This is a genomic window from Actinoallomurus soli (assembly GCF_024055715.1).
GTDB lineage: Bacteria > Actinomycetota > Actinomycetes > Streptosporangiales > Streptosporangiaceae > Actinoallomurus > Actinoallomurus soli.
Window position 1 is genome coordinate 151,808 of sequence record NZ_JAMXMV010000009.1, and the last position, 25,230, is coordinate 177,037.

Annotated in this window: 21 protein-coding genes; 10 read left to right on the top strand and 11 right to left on the bottom strand. The window is 71.2% G+C overall.

What is annotated here, in order from left to right; all coding sequences use genetic code 11:
- The first annotated feature begins 29 nt into the window (after positions 1-29).
- A complete protein-coding gene (locus NDW01_RS23175; protein WP_252823367.1) occupies positions 30-662 on the top strand; it encodes a hypothetical protein in 633 nt (210 codons plus the stop codon).
- On the opposite strand, the gene NDW01_RS23180 is transcribed toward NDW01_RS23175, so the two are convergent.
- Complete coding sequence (locus tag NDW01_RS23180; protein ID WP_252823368.1) at positions 635-1,663, bottom strand: helix-turn-helix transcriptional regulator; 1,029 nt, start codon at positions 1,661-1,663, stop codon at positions 635-637. The two genes, NDW01_RS23175 and NDW01_RS23180, sit on opposite strands and share 28 nt — an antisense overlap.
- Before the next feature lie 168 nt (positions 1,664-1,831).
- Between NDW01_RS23180 and NDW01_RS23185 the strand changes: the two genes are divergently transcribed.
- The 3 genes from NDW01_RS23185 to NDW01_RS23195 all read left to right on the top strand — a co-directional run bounded on the left by NDW01_RS23185 (position 1,832) and on the right by NDW01_RS23195 (position 4,475).
- Complete coding sequence (locus tag NDW01_RS23185; RefSeq protein WP_252823369.1) at positions 1,832-2,254, top strand: VOC family protein; 423 nt, start codon at positions 1,832-1,834, stop codon at positions 2,252-2,254.
- 94 nt (positions 2,255-2,348) lie between these two features.
- Entirely contained in the window at positions 2,349-3,368 is a 1,020-nt protein-coding gene (locus NDW01_RS23190) for an aldo/keto reductase (protein ID WP_256512837.1), read from the top strand.
- A 6-nt stretch (positions 3,369-3,374) separates the two neighbouring features.
- Entirely contained in the window at positions 3,375-4,475 is a 1,101-nt protein-coding gene (locus NDW01_RS23195) for a winged helix DNA-binding domain-containing protein (protein WP_252823370.1), read from the top strand.
- Between the two features lie 107 nt (positions 4,476-4,582).
- On the opposite strand, the gene NDW01_RS23200 is transcribed toward NDW01_RS23195, so the two are convergent.
- Positions 4,583-6,778: a discoidin domain-containing protein gene (locus NDW01_RS23200; RefSeq protein WP_252823371.1), complete on the bottom strand. Its 2,196-nt coding sequence runs from the start codon at positions 6,776-6,778 to the stop codon at positions 4,583-4,585.
- Positions 6,779-7,022: 244 nt separating this feature from the next.
- On the opposite strand from NDW01_RS23200, the gene NDW01_RS23205 reads away from it, so the two are divergent.
- The 4 genes from NDW01_RS23205 (at position 7,023) to NDW01_RS23220 (ending at position 10,992) form a co-directional block, all read left to right on the top strand.
- Positions 7,023-8,213: an ROK family transcriptional regulator gene (locus tag NDW01_RS23205; RefSeq protein WP_252823372.1), complete on the top strand. Its 1,191-nt coding sequence runs from the start codon at positions 7,023-7,025 to the stop codon at positions 8,211-8,213.
- 439 nt (positions 8,214-8,652) lie between these two features.
- The gene (locus tag NDW01_RS23210) at positions 8,653-9,444 is read left to right on the top strand and encodes an SDR family NAD(P)-dependent oxidoreductase (protein ID WP_252823373.1); all 792 of its coding nucleotides are present in this window, start codon (positions 8,653-8,655) and stop codon (positions 9,442-9,444) included.
- 71 nt (positions 9,445-9,515) lie between these two features.
- The gene (locus NDW01_RS23215; protein ID WP_252823374.1) at positions 9,516-10,220 is read left to right on the top strand and encodes a Clp protease N-terminal domain-containing protein; all 705 of its coding nucleotides are present in this window, start codon (positions 9,516-9,518) and stop codon (positions 10,218-10,220) included.
- A 145-nt stretch (positions 10,221-10,365) separates the two neighbouring features.
- Positions 10,366-10,992, top strand: coding sequence for a DUF6000 family protein (locus NDW01_RS23220; protein WP_252823375.1), 627 nt, complete (start codon positions 10,366-10,368; stop codon positions 10,990-10,992).
- Between the two features lie 140 nt (positions 10,993-11,132).
- Here the strand turns inward: NDW01_RS23220 and NDW01_RS44420 are convergent, their stop codons facing one another.
- Complete coding sequence (locus tag NDW01_RS44420; protein ID WP_406567756.1) at positions 11,133-11,339, bottom strand: winged helix-turn-helix transcriptional regulator; 207 nt, start codon at positions 11,337-11,339, stop codon at positions 11,133-11,135.
- Between the two features lie 62 nt (positions 11,340-11,401).
- Between NDW01_RS44420 and NDW01_RS23225 the strand changes: the two genes are divergently transcribed.
- Complete coding sequence (locus NDW01_RS23225) at positions 11,402-11,719, top strand: zinc-binding dehydrogenase (protein WP_308211765.1); 318 nt, start codon at positions 11,402-11,404, stop codon at positions 11,717-11,719.
- A gap of 74 nt (positions 11,720-11,793) precedes the next feature.
- Here the strand turns inward: NDW01_RS23225 and NDW01_RS23230 are convergent, their stop codons facing one another.
- The 8 genes from NDW01_RS23230 to boxC all read right to left on the bottom strand — a co-directional run bounded on the left by NDW01_RS23230 (position 11,794) and on the right by boxC (position 21,494).
- Positions 11,794-12,936, bottom strand: coding sequence for a DUF2332 domain-containing protein (locus NDW01_RS23230; RefSeq protein ID WP_252823376.1), 1,143 nt, complete (start codon positions 12,934-12,936; stop codon positions 11,794-11,796).
- Between the two features lie 59 nt (positions 12,937-12,995).
- Entirely contained in the window at positions 12,996-13,736 is a 741-nt protein-coding gene (locus NDW01_RS23235) for an enoyl-CoA hydratase/isomerase family protein (protein ID WP_252823377.1), read from the bottom strand.
- A 4-nt stretch (positions 13,737-13,740) separates the two neighbouring features.
- A complete protein-coding gene (locus NDW01_RS23240; protein ID WP_252823378.1) occupies positions 13,741-15,234 on the bottom strand; it encodes a 3-hydroxyacyl-CoA dehydrogenase in 1,494 nt (497 codons plus the stop codon).
- A 10-nt stretch (positions 15,235-15,244) separates the two neighbouring features.
- The gene (locus NDW01_RS23245) at positions 15,245-15,766 is read right to left on the bottom strand and encodes a gamma carbonic anhydrase family protein (RefSeq protein ID WP_252823379.1); all 522 of its coding nucleotides are present in this window, start codon (positions 15,764-15,766) and stop codon (positions 15,245-15,247) included.
- Positions 15,766-16,626, bottom strand: coding sequence for an amidohydrolase family protein (locus NDW01_RS23250; protein WP_252823380.1), 861 nt, complete (start codon positions 16,624-16,626; stop codon positions 15,766-15,768). Before NDW01_RS23250 ends, NDW01_RS23245 begins: the two co-directional genes overlap by 1 nt.
- A 133-nt stretch (positions 16,627-16,759) precedes the next feature.
- Positions 16,760-18,328, bottom strand: a complete 1,569-nt coding sequence (locus NDW01_RS23255) for a benzoate-CoA ligase family protein (RefSeq protein WP_252823381.1) — start codon at positions 18,326-18,328, stop codon at positions 16,760-16,762.
- A gap of 20 nt (positions 18,329-18,348) precedes the next feature.
- Entirely contained in the window at positions 18,349-19,767 is a 1,419-nt protein-coding gene (boxB, locus tag NDW01_RS23260) for a benzoyl-CoA 2,3-epoxidase subunit BoxB (RefSeq protein WP_252823382.1), read from the bottom strand.
- A 2-nt stretch (positions 19,768-19,769) separates the two neighbouring features.
- Positions 19,770-21,494, bottom strand: a complete 1,725-nt coding sequence (boxC, locus tag NDW01_RS23265) for a 2,3-epoxybenzoyl-CoA dihydrolase (RefSeq protein ID WP_252823383.1) — start codon at positions 21,492-21,494, stop codon at positions 19,770-19,772.
- A 176-nt stretch (positions 21,495-21,670) separates the two neighbouring features.
- Between boxC and NDW01_RS23270 the strand changes: the two genes are divergently transcribed.
- Positions 21,671-25,138: a GH92 family glycosyl hydrolase gene (locus NDW01_RS23270; protein WP_252823384.1), complete on the top strand. Its 3,468-nt coding sequence runs from the start codon at positions 21,671-21,673 to the stop codon at positions 25,136-25,138.
- Positions 25,139-25,230: the final 92 nt, after the last annotated feature.

A 25,230-nucleotide genomic window follows, 5' to 3' on the forward strand; every position in this document is an offset into this window, starting at 1 on the left:
GCGTGGCGTGGGGAACCAGGATCGCAACGTTGGCGGCTTTGGCCGCGGGACCCGTACTGATCGCCGTGGGCGTGGCGCTGGGCGCCGGGCCCTTCGCCGACTTCGAGGCGTACGAGCGGGCACCGCTGTGCGGGTCGCCGCCACCGGCCGACACGGGTCACTGCGTCACACGGCTGCCGATGACCGTCATCAAGAAGTCCACGTACACGACCGAGGACCCGGACCCACCGGACCCGCCGCAGTTCCCGCAGCCGCCCCCACCGCCTCCGCCCCCGATGGGGCCGTTCCGGGTGGTCCTCCCGACCGCGGTGAGGCAGCGGGTCGTCGCCGCCTCGCGGACCACCCACTACAAGGTCACCGTGCGCACCGCGGACGGGCGGTACCACGACTTCGAGGTGGAGCACGGCTTCTACAAGGTGGCCGAGACGGGCACCACCGGCACCGCCGACATCTGGCACGGCCGCGTGGTACGGCTGCAGATCGGCACGCACGTCGACGACGAGTGGCCGGACTGGAAGCTGGGCATCCCGGTCTGCATCGTTCTGGCGGGGACGGTCGTGTTCGTCGTCGTGGTGATCCGCCTCATCAGGCGCCGCGTCCGTGAGCGGAGGCGCAGACGGCGCGGCTCCGGCTTTCAGGGCTCCCCATGGGGAGCTTGGTGAGCCTGCCCGCCTCGGCGTGAATCGGACCGGTGGGTGATTCGGGCGGCATCGGCGTAGCGCGCGGCGAGGCGCGCGAACGCGGTGGCCAGCTCCGGCGGGCCGATGACCTCGACGTCGGCGTCGAAACGGCCGATCGCGGCGGCCAGACCGGTCCATGACCAGGAGCCGAGGGTGAGCCGGCAGCGGTCGGGGCCGAGTTCTTCGACGACTCCGTCCCGGGCGAAGGGGGCCACGGCGGTGGCGGGAAGGTCGAGGACGACCTCCCCCCGGCAGGGCCAGTCGGTGGTGGTGCCGTCGGTGCCACGGAAACGGCCGGTGACGAAGGCGGACACGCCGCCGGGGAGCTCGCGCGGGTTGAAGCGCGGGCCGGTGGGCGTGCGCGGGCGGATGCGGTCGACGCGGAAGGTGCGCCAGTCGTCGCGGTCGAGGTCCCAGGCGAGGAGGTACCAGCGGCCCTGCCAGGTGACCAGGTGGTGGGGCTGTGTTCTGCGGGGTCGCTCAGCGGGATCGGTGTGGTCGCGGCCGTAGTCGAAGCGAAGCTCCGCATGGGCGTGGATCGCGTTGCTCAGCTCCGTCAGGAGTCGCGGGTCGCCTGGTGAGGCGTCGTCGTTCTCGGGTGGCTGGACGGCGGTGATCCGGAGCATGTCGACGCGGTGGCGCAGACGGGGCGGCAGGACCTGGCGGATGGTGGCCAGGGCCCGTGTGGCGTCTTCGCCGATCGTGGTGTCGGCGGCCGCGGTCTGGAGCGCAACGGCCAGGGCGACGGCTTGGTCGTCGTCGAACAGCAGGGGCGGCAGCTGCGAGCCGGCCTCCAGGCGATAACCGCCGGAAGGCCCCTTGAAAGCCGCGATCGGATACCCGAGCTCCCGCAGGCGATCCACGTCACGGCGCACCGTGCGCGGGGTGACGTCGAGCCGCTCGGCGAGGTCGTCGCCGGACCAGTCACGGTGCATCTGAAGCAGGGAGAGCAGCGCGAGCAATCGCGACGAGGTCTTCTGCATGGTCCCATTCTGCGCGGAGTACAGGACACAACCTGTCCGCTACCCCGGGAATGGTGGACACCAGAGCCGCCGGGGAGCATCGCCCCTGGTGGTCATGGGTCGCCGCGCCCGTGGGCTCTGTCGGGCCGGTGGCGCACCTCCGTGGAACCGAAGGCAAGGAGCAAGGACATGTCCGTCACCACCACCACTCACCTGAACTTCCGGGGCACCGCGCGTGAGGCGCTCGACTTCTACCAGTCCGTGTTCGGCGGGCGCACCGTCGCCGTCACGTACAAGGACGCCGGCGCCGTGCAGAACGAGAACGAGGCGGACTGGGTGATGTGGGGCGAGGTCGTCGGCGACAACGGCTTCCACGTGATGGCCTACGACGCGCCCTCCCAGCTGCCCTGGAGCCAGGGTGACGACCCGTTCTTCGTGTCCGTACGCGGCGATGACGCCGACGAGATCAGCGCCTTGTGGCGGAAGCTGGCGGAGGGCTCGACGGTGGTGCGCCCCCTGGAGGCGGCGCAGTGGGCGCCGCTGTACGGCATGCTCACCGACCGCTTCGGCGTGACCTGGGTCCTCGACGTCGCCGCTCCGTACAACGGCTGAGCGACCGGCCAGACGCAGAAGAACTCCCCCGGGCCGCCGCGTCCCCGCGGCGGCCCGGGCATGACGAACCGGAAGGGAACGGGTCACCGTGCGAATGCGACAGCTGGGACGTACCGGCATCGAGGTCAGCGCCTACTGCCTGGGCACCATGATGTTCGGGACGGGCAATCCCGACCACGACGACTGCGTGCGCATGATCCACCGGGCGCTCGACGCGGGCATCAACTTCCTCGACACCGCCGACGTGTACGGCTACAGCGCGACCGAGGAGATCGTCGGCAAGGCCCTGAAGGGGCGCCGCGACGAGGTGGTGCTGGCCACCAAGTTCAACGGCCCGATGGGCGAGGGCCCCAACCGCGGGGGCAGCTCACGCCGCTGGATCATGACCGCGGTCGAGGACTCACTGCGACGGTTGCGGACCGACCACATCGACCTCTACCAGATCCACCACCCGGACCCGCACACGGACATCGAGGAGACCCTCTCCGCGCTCTCCGACCTGGTGCGCGCCGGAAAGGTCCGCGCGATCGGCTCCTCCAACCTGCCGGCCTCGCAGATCGTCGAGGCCCAGTGGGTGTCCGAGCGGCGCGGACTGCACCGGCTGCGCACCGAGCAGCCCACCTACTCCATCCTCAACCGCGGCATCGAGCGGGAGGTCCTGCCGGCCTGCCGCCGCTACGGCATGGGCGTCCTCGTGTGGAGCCCGCTGGCCATGGGCCTGCTGACCGGCCGCTACCGCAAGGGCACCGCGCCGAACGACGCCCGCATGCGGTGGGTCCCCCGGCACCTCACCGACGAGAACAAGCTCGACGCCGTCGAACGACTCCTGCCCATCGCCGACGAGGCCGGTGTCTCCCTCACCCACCTGGCCATGGCCTTCGCCGTCGGCCACCCGGACGTCACGTCCGCGATCATCGGCCCGCGCACCATGGAGCACCTGGACGACCTGATCGCGGGTGCGACCGTCACCCTCGGCGACGACGTCCTCGACCGGATCGACGCGATCGTCCCGCCCGGCGCCGATCTCGGCCCCCTGGACGTCTCCTACACCCCGCCCTCCCTCACCCGGCCCGGACTGCGCCGCCGTCCGGTCGGCGAGCGGTCCGCGGCCTGAGCGCCCATGACCGTCCTCAGCGCCCGCGCCCTGGGCCGCGCGACCCTCGCCCGCCAGTACCTGCTCGAGCGCGCGGACACCCCGGCCCGTGACGCCGTGGCGCACCTGTGCGGCCTGCAGGCGCAGGAACCCCAGGAACCGTTCACCGGCCTGTGGTCCCGTCTGCGCGCTTTCAAGCCGGAGGAACTGGACGAGGCGCTGACGGACCGGACGGTCGTCCGTACGCACCTGATGCGCCGCACCGTCCACCTGGTCACCGCCGACGACGCGCTGGCCTGGCGGGCCCGCCATGACGCCATGCTGCGGCAGCGGGTGACGGCCACCTACCGGCGTGAACTCGCGGGCATCGACCTGGACGAGGTGGCCGCGGCCGGGCGCGCGGTCATGGCCGACGGCCGGCCCCGTACCATGGCCGACCTCGTCCGCGCGCTCGAGGACCGCTGGCCCGGCCCGCCGCGCCGGGTCCTGGGCGAGCTCCTCGTCGCGGCCCTCATCCCGATGGTCCAGCTCCCGCCGCGCGGCCTGTGGCACACGACCGCCGGGGTGCGGAACCTGCCCCTGGCCGCCTGGGTCGGGCGTGAGATCGCCCCGCCGTCCGCCGACCCGGGCGATCCGGTCGGGCAGCAACTGGTACGGCGTTACCTCGCCGCCTACGGGCCCGCCGCCACCGCGGACCTCCGCGCCTGGTGCGGTCTCGCCGGTCTTCCCGCCGCCGTCGAGGCCCTCCGTGAGCGGCTCGTCGTCTTCCGCGACGAACGCGGCCGTGAACTTCTCGACCTGCCCGACGCGCCACGCCCGTCTCCGGACACGCCCGCCCCCGTCCGGTTCCTCCCGGCCTTCGACAACGCGATCCTCGGCTACCACGACCGCGGCCGCATCATCGACGACGCCCACCGCGGTCTGTCCGTCGCCGGCCGGCGCGCCGTGCTCGTCGACGGACGCGTCGCCGCCCCCTGGACCGTACGCGACCGGCGGATCCGCGTGACGCCGCTGCGGCCCCTCTCCGTCCCGGAGCGAGAGGCCGTCGGTGAGGAGGCCCACGACCTCGCCGCCTTCCTGGACGAGGGCGTCGACCGCGTCGAGATCACCGCCCATGCCGACCGCTGAGCGCGTGCGTCGGCCGAGGGTCGCCGCGCTCGCGGGCCGCGGCGCGAGCGCGGGAGGGCCCGCGCGGCTGGATGCCGCGCGGGCCCGGAGTGGCAGGGGCCGGCGGGTCAGGGGTAGCTGACCACGTCGACCGGGGTGGTCGCGGTGCCCTGGGCGGCGCCGCCGGTGTTGTTGATGACGTGGTCGATCGTGCCGTTGCCGCCGAGGGACACGGTCAGCAGGTCGTGGAACTTCACGCCGGAGGTGTTCGGCGCCTCGAAGGCGTGCGCCGCGTGGATCGAGGGATCGACGTTGAAGTAGCAGTAGCTGCCGAGACCCCACCCTTCGTGGGTCGTGACGTTCGCCCCCACCTTGTAGGCGGCGTAGCCGTTGGTGGAGCCGTTCATCCAGGCGGCCTGGTTCGGCGGGTCGTACGGCATCTCGTTCTGGAAGAAGAACGTCTTGCCGCGCTCGCCGTTCCAGACGACCTCGTACTTCTGGTAGTGCTCGACGAACAGGCCGTACGCCGTCACGTCGTTGCCGTTGACGATCAGGCCGGTGTCGGCGGTGTTGCTCGTCCAGCCGACGCCGGAGCCGTGATCGGCCCGCCAGGCCCAGATGTGGTCGATGATCGCGTTGTTGCTGTTGACGACCAGGCTGTTGGTGGCCTTGCCCACGCCCGCGCCGCCGATCCGGAAGAACACGTCCTGAATCGAGGTCGGGTCGGCGGAGTGGTCGGCCGTGGACCCGCTCGGCCCGACCTGCAGCAGGTTGGGCGAGTTGGTCGCGCCGGCGTCGAACAGCAGGCCGGCGATCTTCACGCCGTTGACGTCGGCGACGGACATCGGCGTGACGCCGTTCTGCGGCACCAGCGTGGCGTAACCGAGGCCGAGGACGACCGTGTCCGCGCGGGTCACGTTGAGCGTCTGGTCGATGGTGTAGACACCCGGGGTGAACAGCAGGTTGAGACCCTGGGCCAGCGCCTGGTTGAGGGTCGCCGCGCTGTCGGACGGATGGGCGACGTAGAACTGGGTCAGCGGGATCGACGAGCCGGGCGTGCTGCCGCCGCTCCAGGTCGTGCCCTGGGTGTTCTGCCGCAGCGACGGCACGAACACGCGGTACGCGCCGGAGGAGTCGACGTACAGGAACGGCTTCTCCCGCGTCACCGGCGCGTTCGCCACGGTCGTGTACGGCGGGTTCGGGAAGCTCTGCGCCGGTGCGCCCGCGACGCCGGTGAACACCATGTTCCACACGCCGTTCAGCCAGCCGCCGATCTGGCTGTTGCGGGTGAACCACTGCTGCTGGGAGTACGGCTGCACCTGGCCGTCGACCTTGGTGTCGGCGATGTAGCCGCCGCTGGCCCAGCCGTAGCCGGTCGGGGCGAGATTCAGGTCGCCCTTGATGTGCATGCGGCGGAACGGCGCGGCCTGCGAGACCGCCCAGCGGTCGGACCCGCCAGTGGGCTGCACCGCCATGTTCTCCGCGGAGCGCCAGAAGTTCTGGGTGGCGTTCCCGTTCATCCAGCCGGCGTCGACGTTCACCGAGCCGTTGATGGTGACGTCGTCGGGGTTCGCGCCGAGCCCGGCGATGGAGGTGTAGAAGCCGATGTTGGCGTTGACGTTGTAGCTGCCCGGCTTGAACAGCAGCGCGTACCGCTGGCTGCCGAACTGGTTGCTCTCCTGCTGGCTGAACACGCTGTCGAGCCGGCTCTGGATGGTGGCCGACGACATCGACGGGTCGAACACGTACACGTTGGGACCGAGGTCGCCGCCTCCGGGGAGCGTGCCGCCTCCCCCGCTCGCGGTGTGGACGACGAACTCCCAGAGCGAGTAGCCGTAACCGGTGGTGCGGGCGGTGCCGTACATGCGAATGTAGCGGCCGGTGCCGCTGACGTTCAGCGTCTCGGTGCCGCCCTGACCCGTCGTGGTGGAGTAGATGGTGGTCCAGGTGTTCCCGTCGGACGAGGTCTGGATCTGGTACGCCTTGCCGGCGGCCGTCTCCCACTGCAGCACCACCTGGCAGATGGACTGCGAGGAGCCGAGGTCGACCTGAAGCCACTGCGGGTCGCTGAAGGCGCTGGACCAACGGGTGCCGGTGTCGCCGTCGACCGCGTTGGAGGCGGGGGTGCCGGAGTTCTCGGTGGAGGACGCGGTGGCGGGGCGGCCCTGGGCGGCGTTGGCGGTGCCGCAGGTCGCGGCACGCGAGGTCGGCGCGAGGGCGACGAACAGGCCGGTGAGGAGGGCGATGACCGCGGCGATCGAGATCGGCGACTGCCGATGGGACCGGGGTCGGGTCCGGCCACCTGGGACGAAAGCGGGTTTCATGAACGTCTCCCGGTTGCGGGGGCGGGGAGGAGAGGACGCGTGCGGCGCCGTCGGCGCACGCGTCGAGGCGGGGCCCATTGCTACAGGGCTTAATTAATGACGTGATTTAACCTCGGGGGTCGCAGCTCGTCAAGGCCGCGTAACACCCGCCCGCGCGGCTTTTCGAGTGCTTGTTATAAGATCTGAACTAATCGGGGAGGTCGGTATGCGGGAGCACGTCACACCAGAACGACGGCGAGGCACGGTGCGTGACCTCCGTCGCGACAACCGGTCGGTCCTGCTCTGGTCGCTCTACTTCGACCAGCCCTGCACGCGCCAGGAGCTCAGCCGGGCGACCGGCCTGTCCCCCGCGTCGGTCAGCAACGTCGTCCGTGAGCTGATCGAGGAGGGCGTCGTCGCCGAGGCCGGCGCGGTCGACTCCGACGGCGGCCGCCCGCGCGTCCTGCTCCGCATGAACAGCGACTACGGGTACGTCATCGGAGTGGACGTCGGCGAGACCCGCGTCCGCGTCGAGCTGTTCGACCTCGCGATGAACGAGCGCGCCAGGGCCGACTTCCCGCTGGACCCGCGGGAGCACGGCGTCACGACGATCGTCGAGCGCATCCTGGAGGGCCTGTCCGCCGTGCTCTCCGACGCGGACGTCGACGCCTCGTCGGTGCTCGGCGTCGGCATCGGCGTCCCGGGCGTCGTCGAGCAGGGTGACGAGGTGCTCGTGCACGGCCAGACGTACGGCTGGGAGGGCGTCCCCCTGGAGCGCCTGCTGCGCGCCGGGACCGACCTGCCGCTGCACATCGACAACGGCGCCAACACGATGGGCCGCGCCGAGATGTGGTTCGGCGCGGGCCAGGGCGCCCAGCACGCGGTCGTCTGCCTGATCGGCTCGGGCGTCGGCGCGAGCATCATCGCGCACGGCCGGACCCACCGCGGATCCACGTCCAGCGCCGGCGAGTGGGGCCACACCACCATCGTGGTGGGCGGGCGCGGGTGCCGGTGCGGCTCGGCGGGCTGCCTGGAGGCGTACGTCGGCGCCGAGGCCGTCCTGGACCGCTACGGGAGGATCCCCGGCCAGGACGAGGAGTCGGCGCTGGCCGCCCTGCTCGACGCGGCCACCCGAGGGCAGGAGGAGGCCGCGCACGTCCTGGACGAGACCGCGTTGTACCTCGGCGTCGGCCTCGCCGACCTGATCAACCTCTTCAACCCCGAGCGGATCATCCTCGGCGGCTGGGCCGGCCTCCTGCTCGGCGAGCGGCTGCTGCCGGCCATCCGCGACGCCGCCCGGCGCAACTCCCTCAAGCACGCCTTCTCCGAGACGTCGATCGAGCTGGGCCGCCTGGGCCCGGAGGCCGTGGCCCTGGGCGCCGCGACCCTCCCCATCGAACTCTTCCTCAACGGCGCCCCGCTGTCCGTCACGGACCGCCACCGCTCCGCCGGCTGACGAAGGATCAAAAGGCGAGGGGTTCGGACCCGGCCGTCTCCGGCGTCAGGGAGCCGGGCTGACGGCGCTCGCGGCGTTCGCGTCCGAGACCGGCTGCTTCGGGTCCCGCGCCCCGCGCGCCATGCCCGACTCTGGGGTCCGCACCGTGGCTGCGATGCCGGCGCAATCGCGCGCCGAGGGAGCAGGGCACCGCGATCCCTGGCGTCTGCTGTTCCCTGAAGACACCACACGCCGGGATGACGGGCTCGAAGCCCCGTCGACGACCGGGACCGGCGAGCGGCCGACCGGCCGCGCTCTGCCGGTCGGCCACGGGTGGCGCGCAGCGATGACGCCGTGGAACGCGTCATGCCACCGGCCAACGATGTGATTGCCGAGTGAGTGGGAGACGTGTAGCGTCAACTCCAACGTTGTAGTTGTAAACTTAGCCGACGGAGGGCATATGCCGGATTCAGCGTCCGAATCGCGCGTCGTGATCGTCACGGGGGCCGCTCAGGGCATCGGCGCTGCGGCCGCGTGGCGTTTCGCCGAGGACGGCGCCAAAGTCGTGCTCACGGATCTGGCCCCGGACGGCGCGGCCGAGGTCGCGGCGAAGATCGCGGCGGCCCACCCCGGCTCCGACGCCATCGGACTCCACACCGACGTCACCGATCCCTCGGCCTGTGACGAGCTGGTCACCGCCGCCGTCGCACGGCACGGCCGGCTCGACGTGCTGGCCGTGGCCACCGTGGTCGCACCACAGTGGTCACCGCTCAAGGACCTGCCGCCCTCCGAGTGGGACCGGGTCATGGCCGTCAACGCCAAGGGCCCGTTCCTGCTGTCGCGCAGCGCCATTCCCGCGCTCACCGCGCCGGGTGGCAGCATCGTCTACGTCTACTCGGGCCACGCGCAGCTCGGCGCACCGGGCCGGGCCGTCTACAGCGCGTCCAAGGGAGCGCTCGGCTCGATGATCAAGAGCCTCGCACTCGAACTCGCACCCGACCGGATCACGGTCAACGGCGTCGCGCCGCTGCACATCGACGCGCCGCTGAACGACACCAGCCTGAAATCCATGGCGGCCGAAGCCGGGATCACGGTGGAGGAGGCGCGGGCACGGCGGGACAGCGCGATTCCCCTTGGCCGCCCGGCGATGCTGCGAGAGATCGCCGACGCCATGGCCTACCTCACCTCTCCACAAGCCGCCTACATCACCGGAACGATCCTCGACATCAACGGCGGCATCCTGCTGCGGTAGCCCCCAGAGCCCACCGGAACCTGCGTCAACTACAGGTTGACGATTTGCGATCGTCAATCTACGGTTGACGCATGAGTCCACTCGACATCAGCCTCGCCGACCTGATCGCCCGTCTCGATGAGGAACTCCCCGACACCAACGACCTGACCCGCATCAGCGAGGCGCAACTGCGCGCCCAGACCCTGTCCGACCTCGGTGACCAGCTCGTCGGCCACTACGTCGCCAAGGCCAAGCAGGCCGGCGCGTCGTGGAGTGAGATCGGTGACGCCATCGGGGTGTCCAAACAGGCCGCGCAGCAACGCCACGCGCCCAACGCGTTCGAGCGGTTCACCGACCTGAACCGGCACAGCATCGTGCTGGCACAGGAGGCCGCCCGAACGCACAAGCACGACTTCATCGGCACCGAACACGTCCTGCTCGGCCTGCTCGGCGAACAACGGGGTCTGGCGTACGAGGTGCTGATGGCGAAGACCGAGTCGGAGCAACGCATTCGGAACGCGATCGAGGAAGCGATGCCGCCGGCCGGGGAGAAGGCGCCACGGGGTCACATCGCGTTCCGGCCGGAGAGCAAGAAGGTCTTCGAGCAGGCACAGCGCGCGTCGGCCGACCTCGGCCACGACTGGGTCGGCACGGAACACACGCTGCTGGGACTGATCCGCGTCGAGGAGAGCCCGGCCGCGCGGATCCTGCGCGACCTCGGCTTCACGTCGGACGAGCTCCACGAAACGGTCAAGACCGAGATCATCGAACGGTCCGCCGCCCGCGACAAGGAGTAACGAAACGATCAGCCGGCGCAGCGGGCCTGAACGAACTGCCGCTGCGGCCGAGTCAGCGCGATCCCAGCCCGCAACCCTGCTCGGACTCCATGCCGGACGCGGAATGGGATGGCCGTGGCCCTGCTGAGACGGTCACACTGCGGTCATGCCTCTTCCTGCTCCGCATGAGTCGGAGTTGCGCGCGCTGGAACGGAGATACGTCTCCTGGAGCCAGACAGGCCCGCTTCGCCTGCGTTATCTGAAGATCATGGGAGTCAACGCCCTACGGGACGGCGAGCCGCGACGCTCCTTGCTCGTGCAGTCGCTGGCCGAAGACGCGCGACAGATCACCGACGATGAACTCGGCCTCCTCCTCACAAGCGAGTGGCGTGCCCGACTCACCGCCGCCTGGTTGATCGGCCTCGATCACCGAACACAGTTCCGCGACAGGATCGGTTCCCTGCTGCGCGACGGCCCCCTGATGAAGGCCGGCGCCGGTTACTCCCTCGCCCTCGCCCGCTTCGGACAACACTCCGACGCAGCGCTCCTGGCCACGTGCCTTGAGCGCAGGCTGTCGATGCCGGAGCCGTTCTACGAACAGCACTTCGTGATCGGCGCGCTCCTGTATCTGGACGAACGACTCGGAACGGATCATGCGAGGGACATGGTGCGCCGCTCATGGCGACAGCCCGTGACCGGCCAGGAGGTCCGGGAACGGTTCAGGGGCTACGTGAAGCAACTGTGTGCGTTCGCCGACGAATGCATGCTTCGAACATCCGGCGAGCCAGAGTGACCGTCGCACGACTCTTCGGCGCGGCGGCCTACGAGTGATCGTTAAGAGTCGTGGATCGCCGGCTTCGACGTTCTGAGTTGAGCCGCGATGGGGGGCCGCTGGTGGCGCAGGGCGACGAGGCGTTGCCGAGCCGGAGGCGATCAGGCCGTGACGGGCTGTACCTCCTGGGCGGCCCGCGCGTCGTAGTCGTCGCGGGCGTCCAGGACGGCATTGATGTTCTCCTCGGACCAGGCGCGGATCGCGTGCATCAGCGCGGTGACGCTCTCACCCAGCCCGGTGGCCGCGTATTCGACCTTCGGCGGAATCGTCGGGTAGACCGTGCGGGTGACAAAGCCGTCTCGCTCCAGGGCTCAGCCACGAGGAGGCCGCGGCGCTACCGCTCGTCGGCCTGACCGCCTGGCACGCACTGGTGGAGATCGCGCAGCTGCGGCCGGGGCAACGGGCACTGATCCACGGTGCGGGCGGCGGGCTCGGGCACGTCGCGGTGCAGTTGGCCAAGCACCTCGGCGCAGAGGTGATCGGCACGGCGAGCGCGGCCAAGCACGACTTCCTGCGCGGGTTGGGTGCGGACCAACTGATCGATTACCGGACTCAGGACTACACCGAGGTGCTCCGGAACGCACCGGTGGACGCGGTGCTGGAGACCCTGGGCGGCGGAAACGCCGAGCGTTCCTTCGGCGTGCTGCGGCAGGGCGGCGTGCAGGGCCAACTTGCGATCACGGTCTGAAAGGATCGCGTGAGGTGTGATCAGGCAGTGGCGTTCCGGCGGCCGACCCAGGGCTCACGCAGCCGACGGGCGGGTCAGCCGGCGTTCGGCTCCGCGGGCAGCCACCCGAAGTCGTCTGCGGGCTGCCGTGCCGGGGCGAGCCAGCGCAGGTACGGGTCGGCCAGGGCGAGCAGGCTGTCGTCCTGGCGGCCATGGTCCCGCAGGCTGACTCCGACCAGGTAAAGGGTGTTGCGCTTGGCCAGCGGCCCCTGCAAGGCGGGCACGGCCACGTTGGTGGCGGCGACCAGACCGGGGGCTTCGGCGAAAGCCCACGCCACCGGTCGTCGCTGGGCGAGCTCGTCAAGCCGGCTGAGGAAGGCGGCCCTGGACCGGACGCCCAGGTAGCTGAGCAACGACGCGGTGAAGACCACGATGGGCTCGCTGCCGGGCAGGTCGGCGAGCAGCCGGGCGGTGTCGGCGGCGGCGTCGCCGCGCACGACGGGCGGGACCCCGATCGCGACGGCGAGCTCCATGGCTCCTCGCAACGTGGCCAATCCGTCCACGTCTTCGGGCCAGATGAAGGCCTCCAGCCAGGCTCTGTCCACCGGATCGGCCAGCGAGACCGGCCGCATGTCGATGCCGAGTCTGGAGGTGATCTCCGGGAGGGGCCGGCGGAGCGGGTCAGCGGACGTGGCGCCGCGAAGTTCGCACGAGATGACGACAGGTGAGTCCGTTGCCGGGGTCATTTCCCGGCCGCCGATACGGTAGCGATAGCGGTCGAGCAGCAGATTGAGGCCGGCGCTCGCGCCTACCTCCGCGAGGACGACCGGTTCGCCCCAGCGTTCGCTGACATGGCCCAGCGCGAGGCGAAGGGCCGCACAACGGCGGATCTCGTTGGTCTGGGTGGACCCGGTGCGCAGCAGGTGGTCGAGTTCGTCGCCGTGCTCCGCGCAGAACGCGGCGAATGTTGTGATGAGCTGATCGTCGACTGGTCGCCGGCCTCCGTGAATCGGATAATAGGAAGCGAGCGCCGCATCGGGATGCGCGGCCAAGACGGAGTTCACCGCCGCGAACAGCAAGCTGGGTCGGCGCTGGTCGCGCGGTGTCCGCATGAGCAGGGCAAGCAGCTCGTCGTTGCTCGTCACCGCCTTGCTCAGTGCCTCGTACACCAGTGACCGGCCCTGCCCGTGAGCGGCGGAGAAGACACCGAACAGGCGACGTAGATGCTCCGCCTCCACGGCCGTGTCGGCCGGTTGTTCTTCGGACAACCTCATGCACCTCCCTTGGAAGTGGTGCGTCAGCGCTTTCGCCGCTCCAGGAAGGCGGTCATCCGGGCCTGCTTGTCCTCGCTCTCGAACAGCAGGGCCTGGGCCGCCAGATCGAAGGTCGTGGTCGCGGGCCGGGCGCTGCGCAGCGCGAGCTTGGTCAGTTCCAGGGCCCGCCAGGAGCGCTCGGCGATGGTGGCCGCGAGCGCCCTGCCGCGTTCGGGCAGGTCCTCACCGCTGTCGGCGACCTCGTCGACCAGGCCGGCGGCGAGGGCCTCGCGGGCGTCGAGCCGCGCGCCGGCGTACAGCATGCGGCGGGCGGTGGCCAGGCCGACCAGTTGCGGCAGCCGCCAGTTCGCCCCCGCGCCGGCGATGATGCCCAATGAGAGCTCCGGCTGGGCGAACCGCGCGCCCGGCGAGGCGATGCGGAAGTCGCAGGCCAGCGCCAGCTCGCAGCCGCCGCCGAACGCCGGGCCGTCGACGAGCGCGATCGTCGGCCAGCGGTGGGCCTCCAGCCGTTCGAACAGGCCGGCGTTGATGGCCAGCAGCGCCGCGTCGGCGTCGCGCTCGCGCAGTTCGGCGATGTCCGCCCCGGCGGCGAACATGCCGGGCGTGGTCGAGTGCACGATCAGGACGCACGGCTCACGACGGGCCTCGTCGAGCACCGCCGTGAGCTCGGTGACCATCGCCTGGTCGAGCGCGTTGTGCTTGGCGGGCCGGTCGAGGCCGACCCACCACAGGTGATCCTCACGGCGGACCTGGACCAGCGTCACGATGTCACTCCGCTCCCGTCAAAGGCGTTCCGGTCAGGGCGCGGCGGCGCAGCAGCGGGGCGGGCCGGTACCGCGGGTCCCCGTAGACCTCTTGGAGGATGGTCACGATCTCGTGTACGGTCTCGGCGCCCCAGCGGTCCCCCCAGGCGAGCGGGCCGAGTGGGTGGCCGGCACCCAGCCGCATGGCCGTGTCGATGTCGGCGGCGGTGGCGATCCCCCGCTGGAGAGCGTCGGCGGCCAGGTTGACCAGCATCGCGACGGTCCGGGTGACGATGAGGCCGGGCGTGTCGTCGATGACGTGCACGGCCAGGCCGGCGGCCTGCAGCAGGCCGATCGCCTCGTCCAGGGCCTCCTCCGGGCAGTCGTCGCAGGGCGCGACGGCGATCGCGGTGGCGGTGGCGTCGTCCAGCGTACGGTCGACGACGATCACCGCCCGGCCGTGGTCCTCGGCCAGTTCGGTGGCCATCTCGCCGTTGCTGCGGACGAGCAGGGCGCCGCTCGGCAGGACGACCGTGCCGTTCGACAGCCCACCGCTACGGACGTCGATCCCGGCGCGGGTCAGCAGCGGGCGCAGGTCGTCCGCGTCGTTGTCGGTCACCTCTCCGGCCGGTGCCGGGCGGGGCGCGGCCGGGGTCGCCGCGGGCGGCCGCGCGTCCTCGCCGTAGGTGTAGACGCCCCGCCCGCTCTTACGGCCGAGCCGGCCCGCCTCCACCAGGGAGCGCTGCGCCGGGGACGGCGCGAAGCGCGGGTCCTGGGCGAACGCCGCCCACACCGAGCGGGTGACGGCCTCGTTGACGTCGTGGCCGATCAGGTCCATCAGCGCGAACGGCCCCATCGGGAAGCCGCCGGCACCGGTCAGGACGGCGTCGATGGTCTCGGGCGCGGCGGCGCGCTCCTCGTGCAGCCGCCAGGCCTCGGCGTAGTACGGCCGGGCGATCCGGTTGACGATGAACCCCGGCGTCGCGGCGGCGCGGACCACCGTCTTGCCCCACCGCTCGACGAGGGCGGCCGTCCAGTCGGCGAGCTCCGGCGACGTGTCGGCGCCGGCGATCAGCTCGACCAGGCGCATGCGCGGCACCGGGTTGAAGAAGTGCAGGCCGAGGACCCGCTCGGGGTGCTCCAGGCCGGCCGCGATCGCCGTGGGCGACAGGGACGAGGTGTTGCTGGCCAGCACGCACTCCGGGCCGACGGCCGTCTCCAGGTCGGCGAACAGCCGGCGCTTGACCTCCAGGTCCTCGACGATCGCCTCGATCACCAGCCCGGCGGGGGCGAGCGCGGCGGCGGAGTCGACGGCGGTCAGGTCGAGGGCCTCCGGGTCCGCATCGATCTTGCCACGGGCCACGAGCGTCTTCACCCGCTCCCGGATGCCGGACACCGCGCGGTCGGCGGCGCCGGGGACGGCGTCCAGCAGCAGGACCGGGTGGCCGGCCAGCGCGGCGACCTGGGCGATGCCGGTGCCCATGGTGCCCGCGCCGACCACGGCGACGACGTCGTGCATGGTGTTCCTCTCACCCGATCCGGCGCAGGCTCGTACGGTAGCGTGCCGCGTTCTCCTGGTAGAGAGCGACGGCCTCGACGATCCACTTGGCGAGTTCTCCCGGCGCGGGCCGTTCCCTGGCCGGGACGCCCACGGCGATGTGCCCGGCGGAGACGCGGGAGTCCTCGGTGACCAGAGCAGCGGCGCCGACCGCGGCGCCCGGCTCGATGACGGCGCGGTTCAGGACGGTCGACCCGGATCCGATGAGGCAGTCGTCGCCGACCGCGCAGCCCTCCAGGTGGGCGTTGTGGCCGACGACGCAGCGGTCACCGATGAGCGTCGGCCACTCCTCGGTGGTGTGCAGCACGGTGCCGTCCTGGATGGAGGTGGCCGCCCCGACCTCGATGCGCCCGTAGTCGCCGCGCAGCACCGCGGCGGGCCAGACCGAGGCGTGCGGCCCGATCGTCACCGCGCCGATCACGGTCGCGTCCGGATGCACGAACGCGTCCGGGTGGATGTCGGGGGTCAGCCCGCCGAGGGCGTAGATCGCCATCAGGTCTCCGGCTTCAGGTTGTAGACGCGGACGGCGTTGCCGGCCAGCACGAGCGCGGCGGTCTCCTCGTCGGGGCAGAGCGCGGCGATCGCGCGCGCGTTCCTGGCGATTCCCGGCACTCCCGGCCAGTCCGTACCGAAGATCATGCGCCGGGTGAGGCGGTTCCAGTTGTGCTTGGCGTAGTAGTCGCGGAGCCGGGACGGGGGCAGGCCGGACAGCTCGATCCACACGCGCTCGTTGGACAGGGCCATGAAGGCGGCCGCGTCGTACCACCAGCCCCGGCCGCCGTGCGCGAGCGCGACGTTCAGCCGCCGGAAGTCGCGCAGCACGTCGTCGAGCAGGACGGGGTCGGCGAAGCGGTTGGACGAGCCGGGGAACGTGCTGGTCCCACAGTGCACGACCAGCGGGATCCCGGCCGCCTGGCACACCTCGTACGCGGGGTACAGGGCGCGGTCGTTGGCCGCGACGCCCGCGTGGACCGGATGCAGCTTGCAGGCGACCGCGCCGAGGTCGAGCTGGCGCTGCAGCTCCTCGTCGATCGGGTAGTGCAGGTGCGGGTTGATGTTGGCGATCAGCTTGATCCGCGCCGGGTTGTACGCGGTGAGCGGCAGCATGTCCTCGACCGGCTGGTACCCGGTCGCCTTCGGGCTGTACTCGGCGAGCACGAGCGCGACGTCCACGCCCTCGTCGGCCAGGTACGCGTCGAACCGGGCGGGGTCGACCGTGCCGGAGGCGTCGTAGACCCGGTCGAGGATCTCCCGGTCGCCGAAGTCGTGCGCCCACTGCCGCCACGCGGGCTTGAGCGTGGGCAGCCGAGCGGCGTGCAGGTGGACGTCGACCAGGGGCATGCCGTCGAGCATCAGACCGCCTCGCGGGCGGCGGCCGGGTGGGGGTTCGCGGACATCCTCGGTTGCGCGGGCATCGTCGGTTTCGCCGGCACCCTTCCATCCTGGCGGATCGCCGTACGACCAGTGAACCCTGCGGCATTGTGGATCATGACAACGCGGCCTCCTGCTGGGGCCCGGACAGCACACCGGTGGCGTGCGCCCGCAGCTCCACCCGCCGTATCTTGCCGGTCGGGGTGGTCGGCAGCGTCTCGACGAAGAGCACCCGGCGCGGCCGCTTGAACGACGGCAGCCCCGCCCGGCAGAACTCCACGAGCTCCGCCTCCGTCACCTCGGCCGCCGTGACGACGTAGGCGACCGGCTTCTCCAGGCCGTCGGTGTCGATGCCGGCCACGACGATGGCCTGGGCGACCGCCGGGTGCGCCAGCAGCCGGGTCTCCACCTCGGCCGGCGACACCCACATGCCGCTGGCCTTCAGCATGTCGCTCGTACGGCCCTGGCAGGCGTAGTAGCCGTCGGCGTCCCGCACGTACGTGTCGCCGGTGCACAGCCACTCCCCCTGGAAAACCTGCCGGGACGCGGCGTACCGGGACCAGTACCCGGTCGCGGCCGACTCGCCCCGGACGTACAGGGTGCCGGGCGTGCCCTGGGCGACCTCGCGCCCCTCCTCGTCGAGGATGCGCAGCTCGTAGCCGGGCACCGCGCGGCCGGTCGTACCGGGCCGTACGGAGCCCTCCGTGTTGGACAGGAAGATGTGCAGCATCTCGGTCATGCCGATGCCGTCGAGGATGTCGACGCCGAAGTGCCCGGTCCACCGGTGGTAGAGCGCGGCGGGCAGTGGCTCGCCGGCCGACGCCGACAGCCGTACTCCCCCGAGCGCCGTGGGAGGCAGATCGGCGCGGAGCATGTTGGCGAAGAACGTCGGCCCGGCGAAGAACAGCGTCGCGCCGTACGTGCGGGCGCGGTCGGCGAGCAGGTCCGGCCGGGACGGCGCGGGTTCCAGGATCGTCGCGGCGCCCGCCCAGAGGGGGAAAAGCAGCGAGTTGCCCAGGCCGTACGCGAAGAACGCCTTGGCCGCCGACAGGCACCGGTCGCCGGGACGGATGCCGAGGACCTGGGCGCCGTACGTCTCGCACACGACGCGGACCGAGCCGTGGCGGTGCATCGCGGCTTTGGGCGTGCCGGTCGTGCCCGACGTGTAGAGCCAGAACGCCGGGGAGTCGGCCGTGGTCGCGGGGGGCGCGCCGTCCGGTTCGGCGGCGGTCAGGTCCGCGAGCGCGTGCACCGGCAGCGGCACGGTCATCGCGGCGCCTTCCGCGGCGAGGACGCCGGCCAGTTCGGGCGCCGCGGCGGCGGCCTCGGCGGCGACCTCGGTGAACTCCGGCGTCACCGCCAGCAGCCGCGCCCGCGAGTCGCGCAGCAGCTCGGCGAGCCCGTCGGCGTGCAGCATCGTCGACACCGGCACCGGGATGGCGCCGATCCGCAGGGCCGCGAGGAACACCGTGACGAAATCCGGCGAGTCGGACATGAACATCAGCACCCGCTGCTCGGGCAGCAGCCCGATCGCGCGCAGCCCCGCGGCGGTGCGCCGGACGCGTTCGTGCAGCTGAGCGTAGGTCAGCTCGCCGCCCGCGCCGGTCAGCGCCAGGCGGTCGCCGTCCCCTCGCTCCAGGTGGCGGTCGAGCAGGTAGTGGCAGGCGTTGAAGGGTTCGCTCATGGGCTGCCGTCCTGGGGGCTTCAGGCGAGGTGGACGTAGTCGTAGTCGAAGGGCTTGCCGTTGATCCCCTGGCGGGGCGGGGCGATCCAGGCTGCGATCTTGCCACGCTCGTAGACCGGGCGCATGAGCGACCGGACGTAGGTCTTGTCGAGGTCGGTGGGCAGCCACTCGCCCTTGCGCCGGTCCCACTCCTCCTGGGAGACGACCTCGCCGTCGGGGGTGGCCTGGATTCCGGCGAACGCGCCGACCTGCCGGTTGAAGGCGACGCTCGGCAGGTGAAGCCGCTGTGGCAGGCCGGCCTCCTCCAGGATGCGGTTCCACCGGTTGACGCCGCTCTGGCAGTCGGCGATGTACTCGCGCCGCAGGTCGGTGTTGAGGCCGACCAGCGCCGCGACCTCGGTCTGCCCGATCCGGCCGTCGACGACCGCGTCGACCATGATCGAGTCGTCGGTGAGCCGGTGGTCGTCCTTGCGGCGCTCCTCCGACCAGCGGCCCTTGATCCCGGCGGTGAAGTAGTTCGCGACGTTGGTGGAGGTCTCGGAGCCGAACAGGTCCAGCGACACCGAGTAGTGGAAGTTCAGGTACTTCTGGATCATGCGCAGCGGGATGCCGCCGTGCCCGACGACGTCGTCGGTGTCGTGCTCCAGCATCAGCTCCACCGTCCGCCGCACCACCCTGTCGATGCCGGTGGTGCCCACGAACATGTGGTGCGCCTCCTCCTTCAGCATGAACTCGCAGGTCCGCGACAGCGGGTCGAACCCGCTCTCCTTCAGCGTGCCGAGCTGGTACTTGCCGTCCCGGTCGGTGAAGTAGGTGAACATGAAGAACGACAGCCAGTCCGGCGTCTCCTCGTTGAACGCCCCGAGGATGCGCGGGGCGTCCTCGCTGCCGGAGTTGCGGTGCAGCAGTTCCTCGGCCTCCTCGCGGCCCTCCCGGCCGAAGTAGGCGTGCAGGAGGTACACCATCGCCCACAGGTGGCGGCCCTCCTCGACGTTGACCTGGAACAGGTTCCGCAGGTCGTACAGGCTCGGCGCGGTCGCGCCGAGGTTGCGCTGCTGCTCGACCGAGGCGGGCTCGGTGTCGCCCTGGATGACGATGAGGCGCTGCAGCTCCGCGCGGTACTCCCCCGGGACCTTCTGCCAGACCGGCTCGCCCTTGTGCTCGCCGAACGCGATGCGCCGGTCCTGGCGCGGCTCGGCCAGGAAGATGCCCCAGCGGTAGTCGCGCATCGCGACGTGGCCGAAGTGCGCCCAGCCCTCGCGGCCGACGTTGATCGCGGTGCGCAGGTAGACGTCCTCGGTGGGCAGGGTCGGCCCCATCGACTCCCACCAGGACAGGAAGTTCGGCTGCCAGGACTCCAGGGCCCGCTGCAGGCGCCGGTCCTCGCGCAGGTCGACGTTGTTGGGGATCTTCTCGCCGTAGTCGGCGGTCGTCGTCATCGTCAGACTCGCTTCTGGTCGAAGTGGGCGCGCCGCCCGGTGCCGAACCTGCGCAGCGCGCCGTCCGACCCGGAGGCGTTGGGGCGATTGAAGATCCAGTTCTGCCAGGCGGACAGCCGGCCGAAGATCTTGGTCTCCATGGTCTCGGGACCGGCGAAGCGGTAGTTCGCCTCCAGGCCGGTGAGCGCGTCCGGGCTGAATCCGGCCCGCTCCTCGACCGCGATGCGGACCTCCTCGTCCCAGTCGATGTCATCGGGGGTGAAGGTGACCAGGCCGAGCCGCTCGGCGTCCTCGGCCCGCAGCGTCTTGCCCTCCGCGGCCTCGGCGGCGGCCAGCCCCTCGGCGTCGCCGTGGAAGCGGGTGGCCAGGCGGCTCAGGCCGTTGCCCATCGGCAGCGGGCCCAGGTTCATCGGGCCGACGGTGATCGCGGCCGGCTCGGCGCCGGGGTCGACGTCCTCGAACACGCCCAGGAGCTGGAAGGACCGGTCGGCGGCCAGCGCGAGCTCCAGCAGCGAGCCGGCGAAGCAGCTGCCGGGCTCGATGAGCGCGATGAGGCTGCGGCTCGTGACGTCGAGACGCTTCAGCGTGCGCTTCAGGTACAGGACGATCTCGCGGACCAGCCAGTCCTCGGAGTGCTCCAGCAGCAGCGCGTCGTACGCCAGCACCCGGGCCGCGTCGCCCTTCGTACGGAACACCCAGGTGCCGAGCTCGGTCTCGTTGGTGCGCAGGTCCAGGATCAGGTCGTCCAGCTCGCGGGTGAGCGCGAGGGTCCAGAAGTCCGCGCCCTGGGCGTGGACGCCGGCGGCGTCGGCCGGAGCGTCGCCGTCCGGGCCGAGGACGGTGATCTCCACGACGCCGCGCTCCCGGTCGAGGACGGCGTCGACGTACCGGTAGCCGACGCCGTCGCCGGTACGCGTCTTGGCCAGGGGGGTCAGCTCGACGCCCCGCGCGCCCGTGGGCCGGTCCGAGCGCGTCGCGAGGGCCGCGGCGCGCTCGGCGACCGTACGGTCCCAGGCGGTGCGCGGCACGGCCTCGTCCACCAGCCGCCACTGCACGGCCTTCCTGCCGCCGACGCCCTCCGTCTTGGTGGAGAAGTAGTCGGCCAGGTCACGCCGTACGTGCCGCTTGTCGACGACGCGGGTGAGCCCGCCCGTGCCGGGCAGCACGCCGAGCAGCGGCAGCTCGGGCAGCGACACGGCCGAGGAGCGGTCGTCGACCAGCATGATGTGGTCGCAGGCCAGGGCCAGCTCGTAGCCGCCGCCGGAAGCCGTGCCGTTCAGCGCGGCGAGGTAGGTCTGCCCGGAGCCGGCGCTCGCGTCCTCGATGCCGTTGCGGGTCTCGTTGGTGAACTTGCAGAAGTTCACCTTCCAGGAGTGCGAGGAGGCGGCGAGCATGCGGATGTTCGCGCCCGCGCAGAACACCTTCTCCTTGCCCCCGGTGACGACGACCGTACGGACCTCGGGGTGCTCGAAGCGGAGCCGCTGGACCGCGTCGTACAGCTCGATGTCCACGCCCAGGTCGTAGGAGTTGAGCTTCAGCTCGTATCCGGGGACCAGGCCGCCCTGCTCGTCCACGTCCATCGTCAGGGTGGCGACGGGCCCCTCGCAGCTCAGCCGCCAATGTCGGTACCGCGACGGGTCGGTACGGAAGTCGACTCCGCCCGGCGGACCGGGCTCTTCGGCCGCCGGTCTCGGCTGAACGCTGGGCTCTCCGGCCACGCTGCTCATCAGGAGATCCTCCCGCAGAGTTCCAGATTCCAACACTCTACGGATTAATGGAGGAGCGTCAAGGCTAAGTAGAGCTTTCCGGATGGCCGCCGGCTCGGGGCTTGTAAGAAGACGATCAAAGGCGTACAACCCTCCTGGACAGACAACGTTGTCATCAGGGAGAGGTAACCCCCCTTATGCCCTCTCGTCATAACCCCTCACGACGCCGGTTGCGGGCACTCGCGGTCGTCATCGCGGCCGCCGGGACGCTCACGGCCGGCAGCGGCGCGGCGGCCGGGGCCCTGCCCCTGTCCCCGCCGGGCAACGCCGCCGGAGACGCGCTCGTGAGCGATCCCGCGTCCCTGGTCGATCCCCTGATCGGCACGGGCTCCGGAGGCGCCACGGTCGGGCAGGTGGACACATATCCGGGCGCGACGGCGCCGTTCGGCATGGTGTCCTTCAGCCCCGACACCCCCTCCCGGCCCGACGGCGGGGGCTACAACCACGACGACTCCTCCACCACCGGCTTCAGCCTCACCCACATGTCCGGCCCGGGCTGCGGCGCCTTCGGCGACTTCCCGATCCTGCCGACCGTGGGCGCCCTGGAGGACGACCCGGCGAACACCACGGCGGCGTTCCAGCACGGCGACGAGCACGCCGCGCCGGGCTCGTACTCGGTAGGGCTCAACCCGGGCACGCCCACGGCGGTGCACGCCGACCTGGCGGCCACGACCCGTACCGGCATCGCCCGGTTCGCCTATCCCAGTACCACCGCGGCGAACGTGCTGTTCAAGATGGGCGCCGCGCAGTCCGGCAACCAGTCGGCGAGCGTTCAGGTGGTGGGCGACGACACGGTGACGGGCACGGAGACGGCCGGGCAGTTCTGCGGAACGCCGGGCACGTACCCGGTGCACTTCGTCGCCAGGTTCAGCCGGCCGTTCTCCTCGTACGGCACCTGGCACACCGCGCCCACCGGGGACAACGTCTTCACCCAGCCCACCGGCGACCTGTCCTGGAGCTACCACGAGGTGGCGAGCGGCGGAACGACGGCGAGCATCACGCCCGCGCAGACGCCCGACGGGAGCAGCGCGGTCGCCTGGAAGCAGAGCAACGCGCTGGCCAACACCTGGATCGAGACCACTCCCCCGGCGCTGACCCAGGGCGACACCTACCAGGCCAGCGTCACGCTGCAGGGCAGCGGGAACGTCTACCTCAACTTCTACAACGGCCGCCAGGACGTCGGCGGCAAGGCCGTGAACCTCACCTCCACCCCGGTGACCCTGACGGTCGACGCCGCGATCCCGACCGGGTCCATCGGCAGGCCGGTCTTCCAGGTGCGAACGGCGGGCGCCGGCCCGGTCGACCTGCTGGCCTCGGCGGCGTCGCTCCGCAGGGAGGCCGTCGTCAAGACGCCCGGCAGCACGAAGATGAGCACGCACGGCACCGCTGTGCCACGCGTGCCCGCCGGACCCGACGGCAGGCCGGCCGGAAACACCAGGACACCGGTCGCCCCGCGCGGCGTCGAGGCGAAGGGCGCGCAGTCGCGCACCCAGGTCGCGGGCACCGAGGGACTGCAGTCCGGCGCCTGGGTCGGCTTCGACACCACGAAGCGGCAGCAGGTGACGATGAAGGTCGCGCTGTCGTACGTGAGCGAGAAGGACGCCGCCGCCAACCTCGCCGCCGAGAACCCCGGCTGGAACGTCTCCGCGGTCGCCAAGCACACGTACCGGCAGTGGAACGACCTGCTCTCCCGCATCCGCGTCGGCGGCGGCACCGCGGCCCAGCGCAAGGAGTTCTACACCGCGCTGTACCACACCATGCTCGAACCGAGCGTCTTCTCCGACGCCGACGGCGACTACCTCGGCTTCGACGACAAGGTCCACCGGACCGCCCGCGGCACGGCGCAGTACGCGAACTTCTCGGGTTGGGACATCTACCGCTCCGAGATCCCCCTCCTCGCCGTGGTCGCGCCCGAGCAGACGAGCCAGATGATGACCTCACTGCTCAACGACCAGGCGCAGGGCGGCTGGCTGCCCAAGTGGGGATTCGCCAACGACTACACCGACGTCATGAACGGTGACGCCGCCGACGCGCTGATCGCCGAGGCGTACGCCATGGGCGCCCGGCACTTCGACGCCAAGGCCGCGCTGGCCGCCATGGTCAAGGGCGCCACCCAGGTGCCGTCCTCGCCCGCCGAGATGGGCCAGGGCTGGTACGTCGAGCGGCCCCAGCTGTCCTCCTACCAGTCGCTCGGGTACGTCCCGAACACGACGAAGAGCTCCCTGTCCCCCGAGAACAACGGGGCCTCGGAGACCATCGAGTACGCCACCGCGGACTTCGGCATCGCCCAGCTCGCCAAGGCGCTCGGGCAGGACTCGACCTACAAGACGTTCCTGCAGCGGTCGCAGAACTGGACGAACATCTTCAACACCGCCACCGGCTACATCCAGCCGCGTGACGGCGACGGCCAGTTCCCGAAGTTCGATCCCACCACGGACGGGATGGGCAACTTCGGGCAGTCCGGCTTCCAGGAGGGCAACGCCGCCCAGTACACCTGGGCGATCCCGCAGAACATCCACGGCCTGATCACCGCGATGGGCGGCGACCAGGCGGCGATCCAGCGCCTGGACACCTACTTCCAGCAGCTCAACGCCGGCCCCAACCTGCCGTATGAGTGGGCCGGCAACGAGCCCGCCTTCCTCACCCCGTGGATCTACGGTTACGCCGGCGCGCCCTACAAGAGCGAGGAGATCGTCCACCGCCTGCTCACGACGGTCTACTCGGACACCCCCGGCGGGGAGCCCGGCAACGACGACCTCGGCTCCATGAGCTCCTGGTTCGTCTGGTCCAGCCTCGGCATGTACCCGGCGACCCCGGGCACGCCGGTGCTCGCGCTGGGCGCGCCGATCTTCTCCCGGGCCGAGTTCGACCTGCCCGGAGGGCACCGGCTGAAGCTGACCGCGCCGGGCGCCTCGACGACCACCTACGTGCACGGCGTGTCCGTCAACGGGAAGTCCTGGGCGCCGGCCTGGCTGTCCGCGTCCCTGCTCACCGGGGCCGACGCCGCCGCGGGCGGGCGGACCACCACCGAGTTGGCGTTCGACCTGACGTCCACCGCCGACACGTCGTGGGGGGCCGCGGTCGCCGACGCGCCGCCGTCCTACCCGGCCGGACCGCTGACGTTCCCGCCGGGTCGCAAGCCGATCATCCTCACCCCGACCGGACCCAACCTGCTCGGCAGCGCGTCCACCGGCGAGCTGTCCTGGCAGGGACCGGTGCAGAACGGCGTCGGCTCGGTGCCCGGATCCGTCGCCTCCGCCACCACGCCCGAGGGGAAGAGCGCGGTGCACTGGACCGAGACGAACGCCGCGCCCAACACCTGGATCTGGGTCGATCCGGCGTCCGCGCTGCCCGCGGGCCAGAGTTACCAGGCCTCGGTCACCCTCGAAGGCAAGGGAACGGTGTACCTGGACTTCTGGAACGGGCAGCAGGACCTGACCAGTCAGACCGTGCAACTCACCGGCACGCCGCAGACGGTGACCGTCCAGGGCGCGGTCCCGTCGGCGGCGGACACCCACCTCCAGATCCGTACGGGGGACGTCGGCCCGATCGATCTCTACGCCAGCGACGCGTCCCTCCAGGTGCTGACGCAGAAGCAGGACTGACGCACCACCGAGAGCTCGCCCGCCGCTTCCCCGGTTCCTGGGGGGAAGCGGCGGGCGGCCTGAAAATCGGTGAAAGCCCTGTTGCCCGGTTC

Coding starts and splice junctions, on each gene's coding strand:
- NDW01_RS23180 (WP_252823368.1), bottom strand. CDS start 1,663: ATGCAGAAGACCTCGTCGCGATTGCTCGCGCTGCTCTCCCTGCTTCAG.
- NDW01_RS23185 (WP_252823369.1), top strand. CDS start 1,832: ATGTCCGTCACCACCACCACTCACCTGAACTTCCGGGGCACCGCGCGT.
- NDW01_RS23190 (WP_256512837.1), top strand. CDS start 2,349: ATGCGACAGCTGGGACGTACCGGCATCGAGGTCAGCGCCTACTGCCTG.
- NDW01_RS23195 (WP_252823370.1), top strand. CDS start 3,375: ATGACCGTCCTCAGCGCCCGCGCCCTGGGCCGCGCGACCCTCGCCCGC.
- NDW01_RS23200 (WP_252823371.1), bottom strand. CDS start 6,778: ATGAAACCCGCTTTCGTCCCAGGTGGCCGGACCCGACCCCGGTCCCAT.
- NDW01_RS23210 (WP_252823373.1), top strand. CDS start 8,653: ATGCCGGATTCAGCGTCCGAATCGCGCGTCGTGATCGTCACGGGGGCC.
- NDW01_RS23215 (WP_252823374.1), top strand. CDS start 9,516: ATGAGTCCACTCGACATCAGCCTCGCCGACCTGATCGCCCGTCTCGAT.
- NDW01_RS23220 (WP_252823375.1), top strand. CDS start 10,366: ATGCCTCTTCCTGCTCCGCATGAGTCGGAGTTGCGCGCGCTGGAACGG.
- NDW01_RS23240 (WP_252823378.1), bottom strand. CDS start 15,234: ATGCACGACGTCGTCGCCGTGGTCGGCGCGGGCACCATGGGCACCGGC.
- NDW01_RS23245 (WP_252823379.1), bottom strand. CDS start 15,766: ATGGCGATCTACGCCCTCGGCGGGCTGACCCCCGACATCCACCCGGAC.
- NDW01_RS23250 (WP_252823380.1), bottom strand. CDS start 16,626: ATGCTCGACGGCATGCCCCTGGTCGACGTCCACCTGCACGCCGCTCGG.
- NDW01_RS23255 (WP_252823381.1), bottom strand. CDS start 18,328: ATGAGCGAACCCTTCAACGCCTGCCACTACCTGCTCGACCGCCACCTG.
- boxB (WP_252823382.1), bottom strand. CDS start 19,767: ATGACGACGACCGCCGACTACGGCGAGAAGATCCCCAACAACGTCGAC.
- boxC (WP_252823383.1), bottom strand. CDS start 21,494: ATGAGCAGCGTGGCCGGAGAGCCCAGCGTTCAGCCGAGACCGGCGGCC.
- NDW01_RS23270 (WP_252823384.1), top strand. CDS start 21,671: ATGCCCTCTCGTCATAACCCCTCACGACGCCGGTTGCGGGCACTCGCG.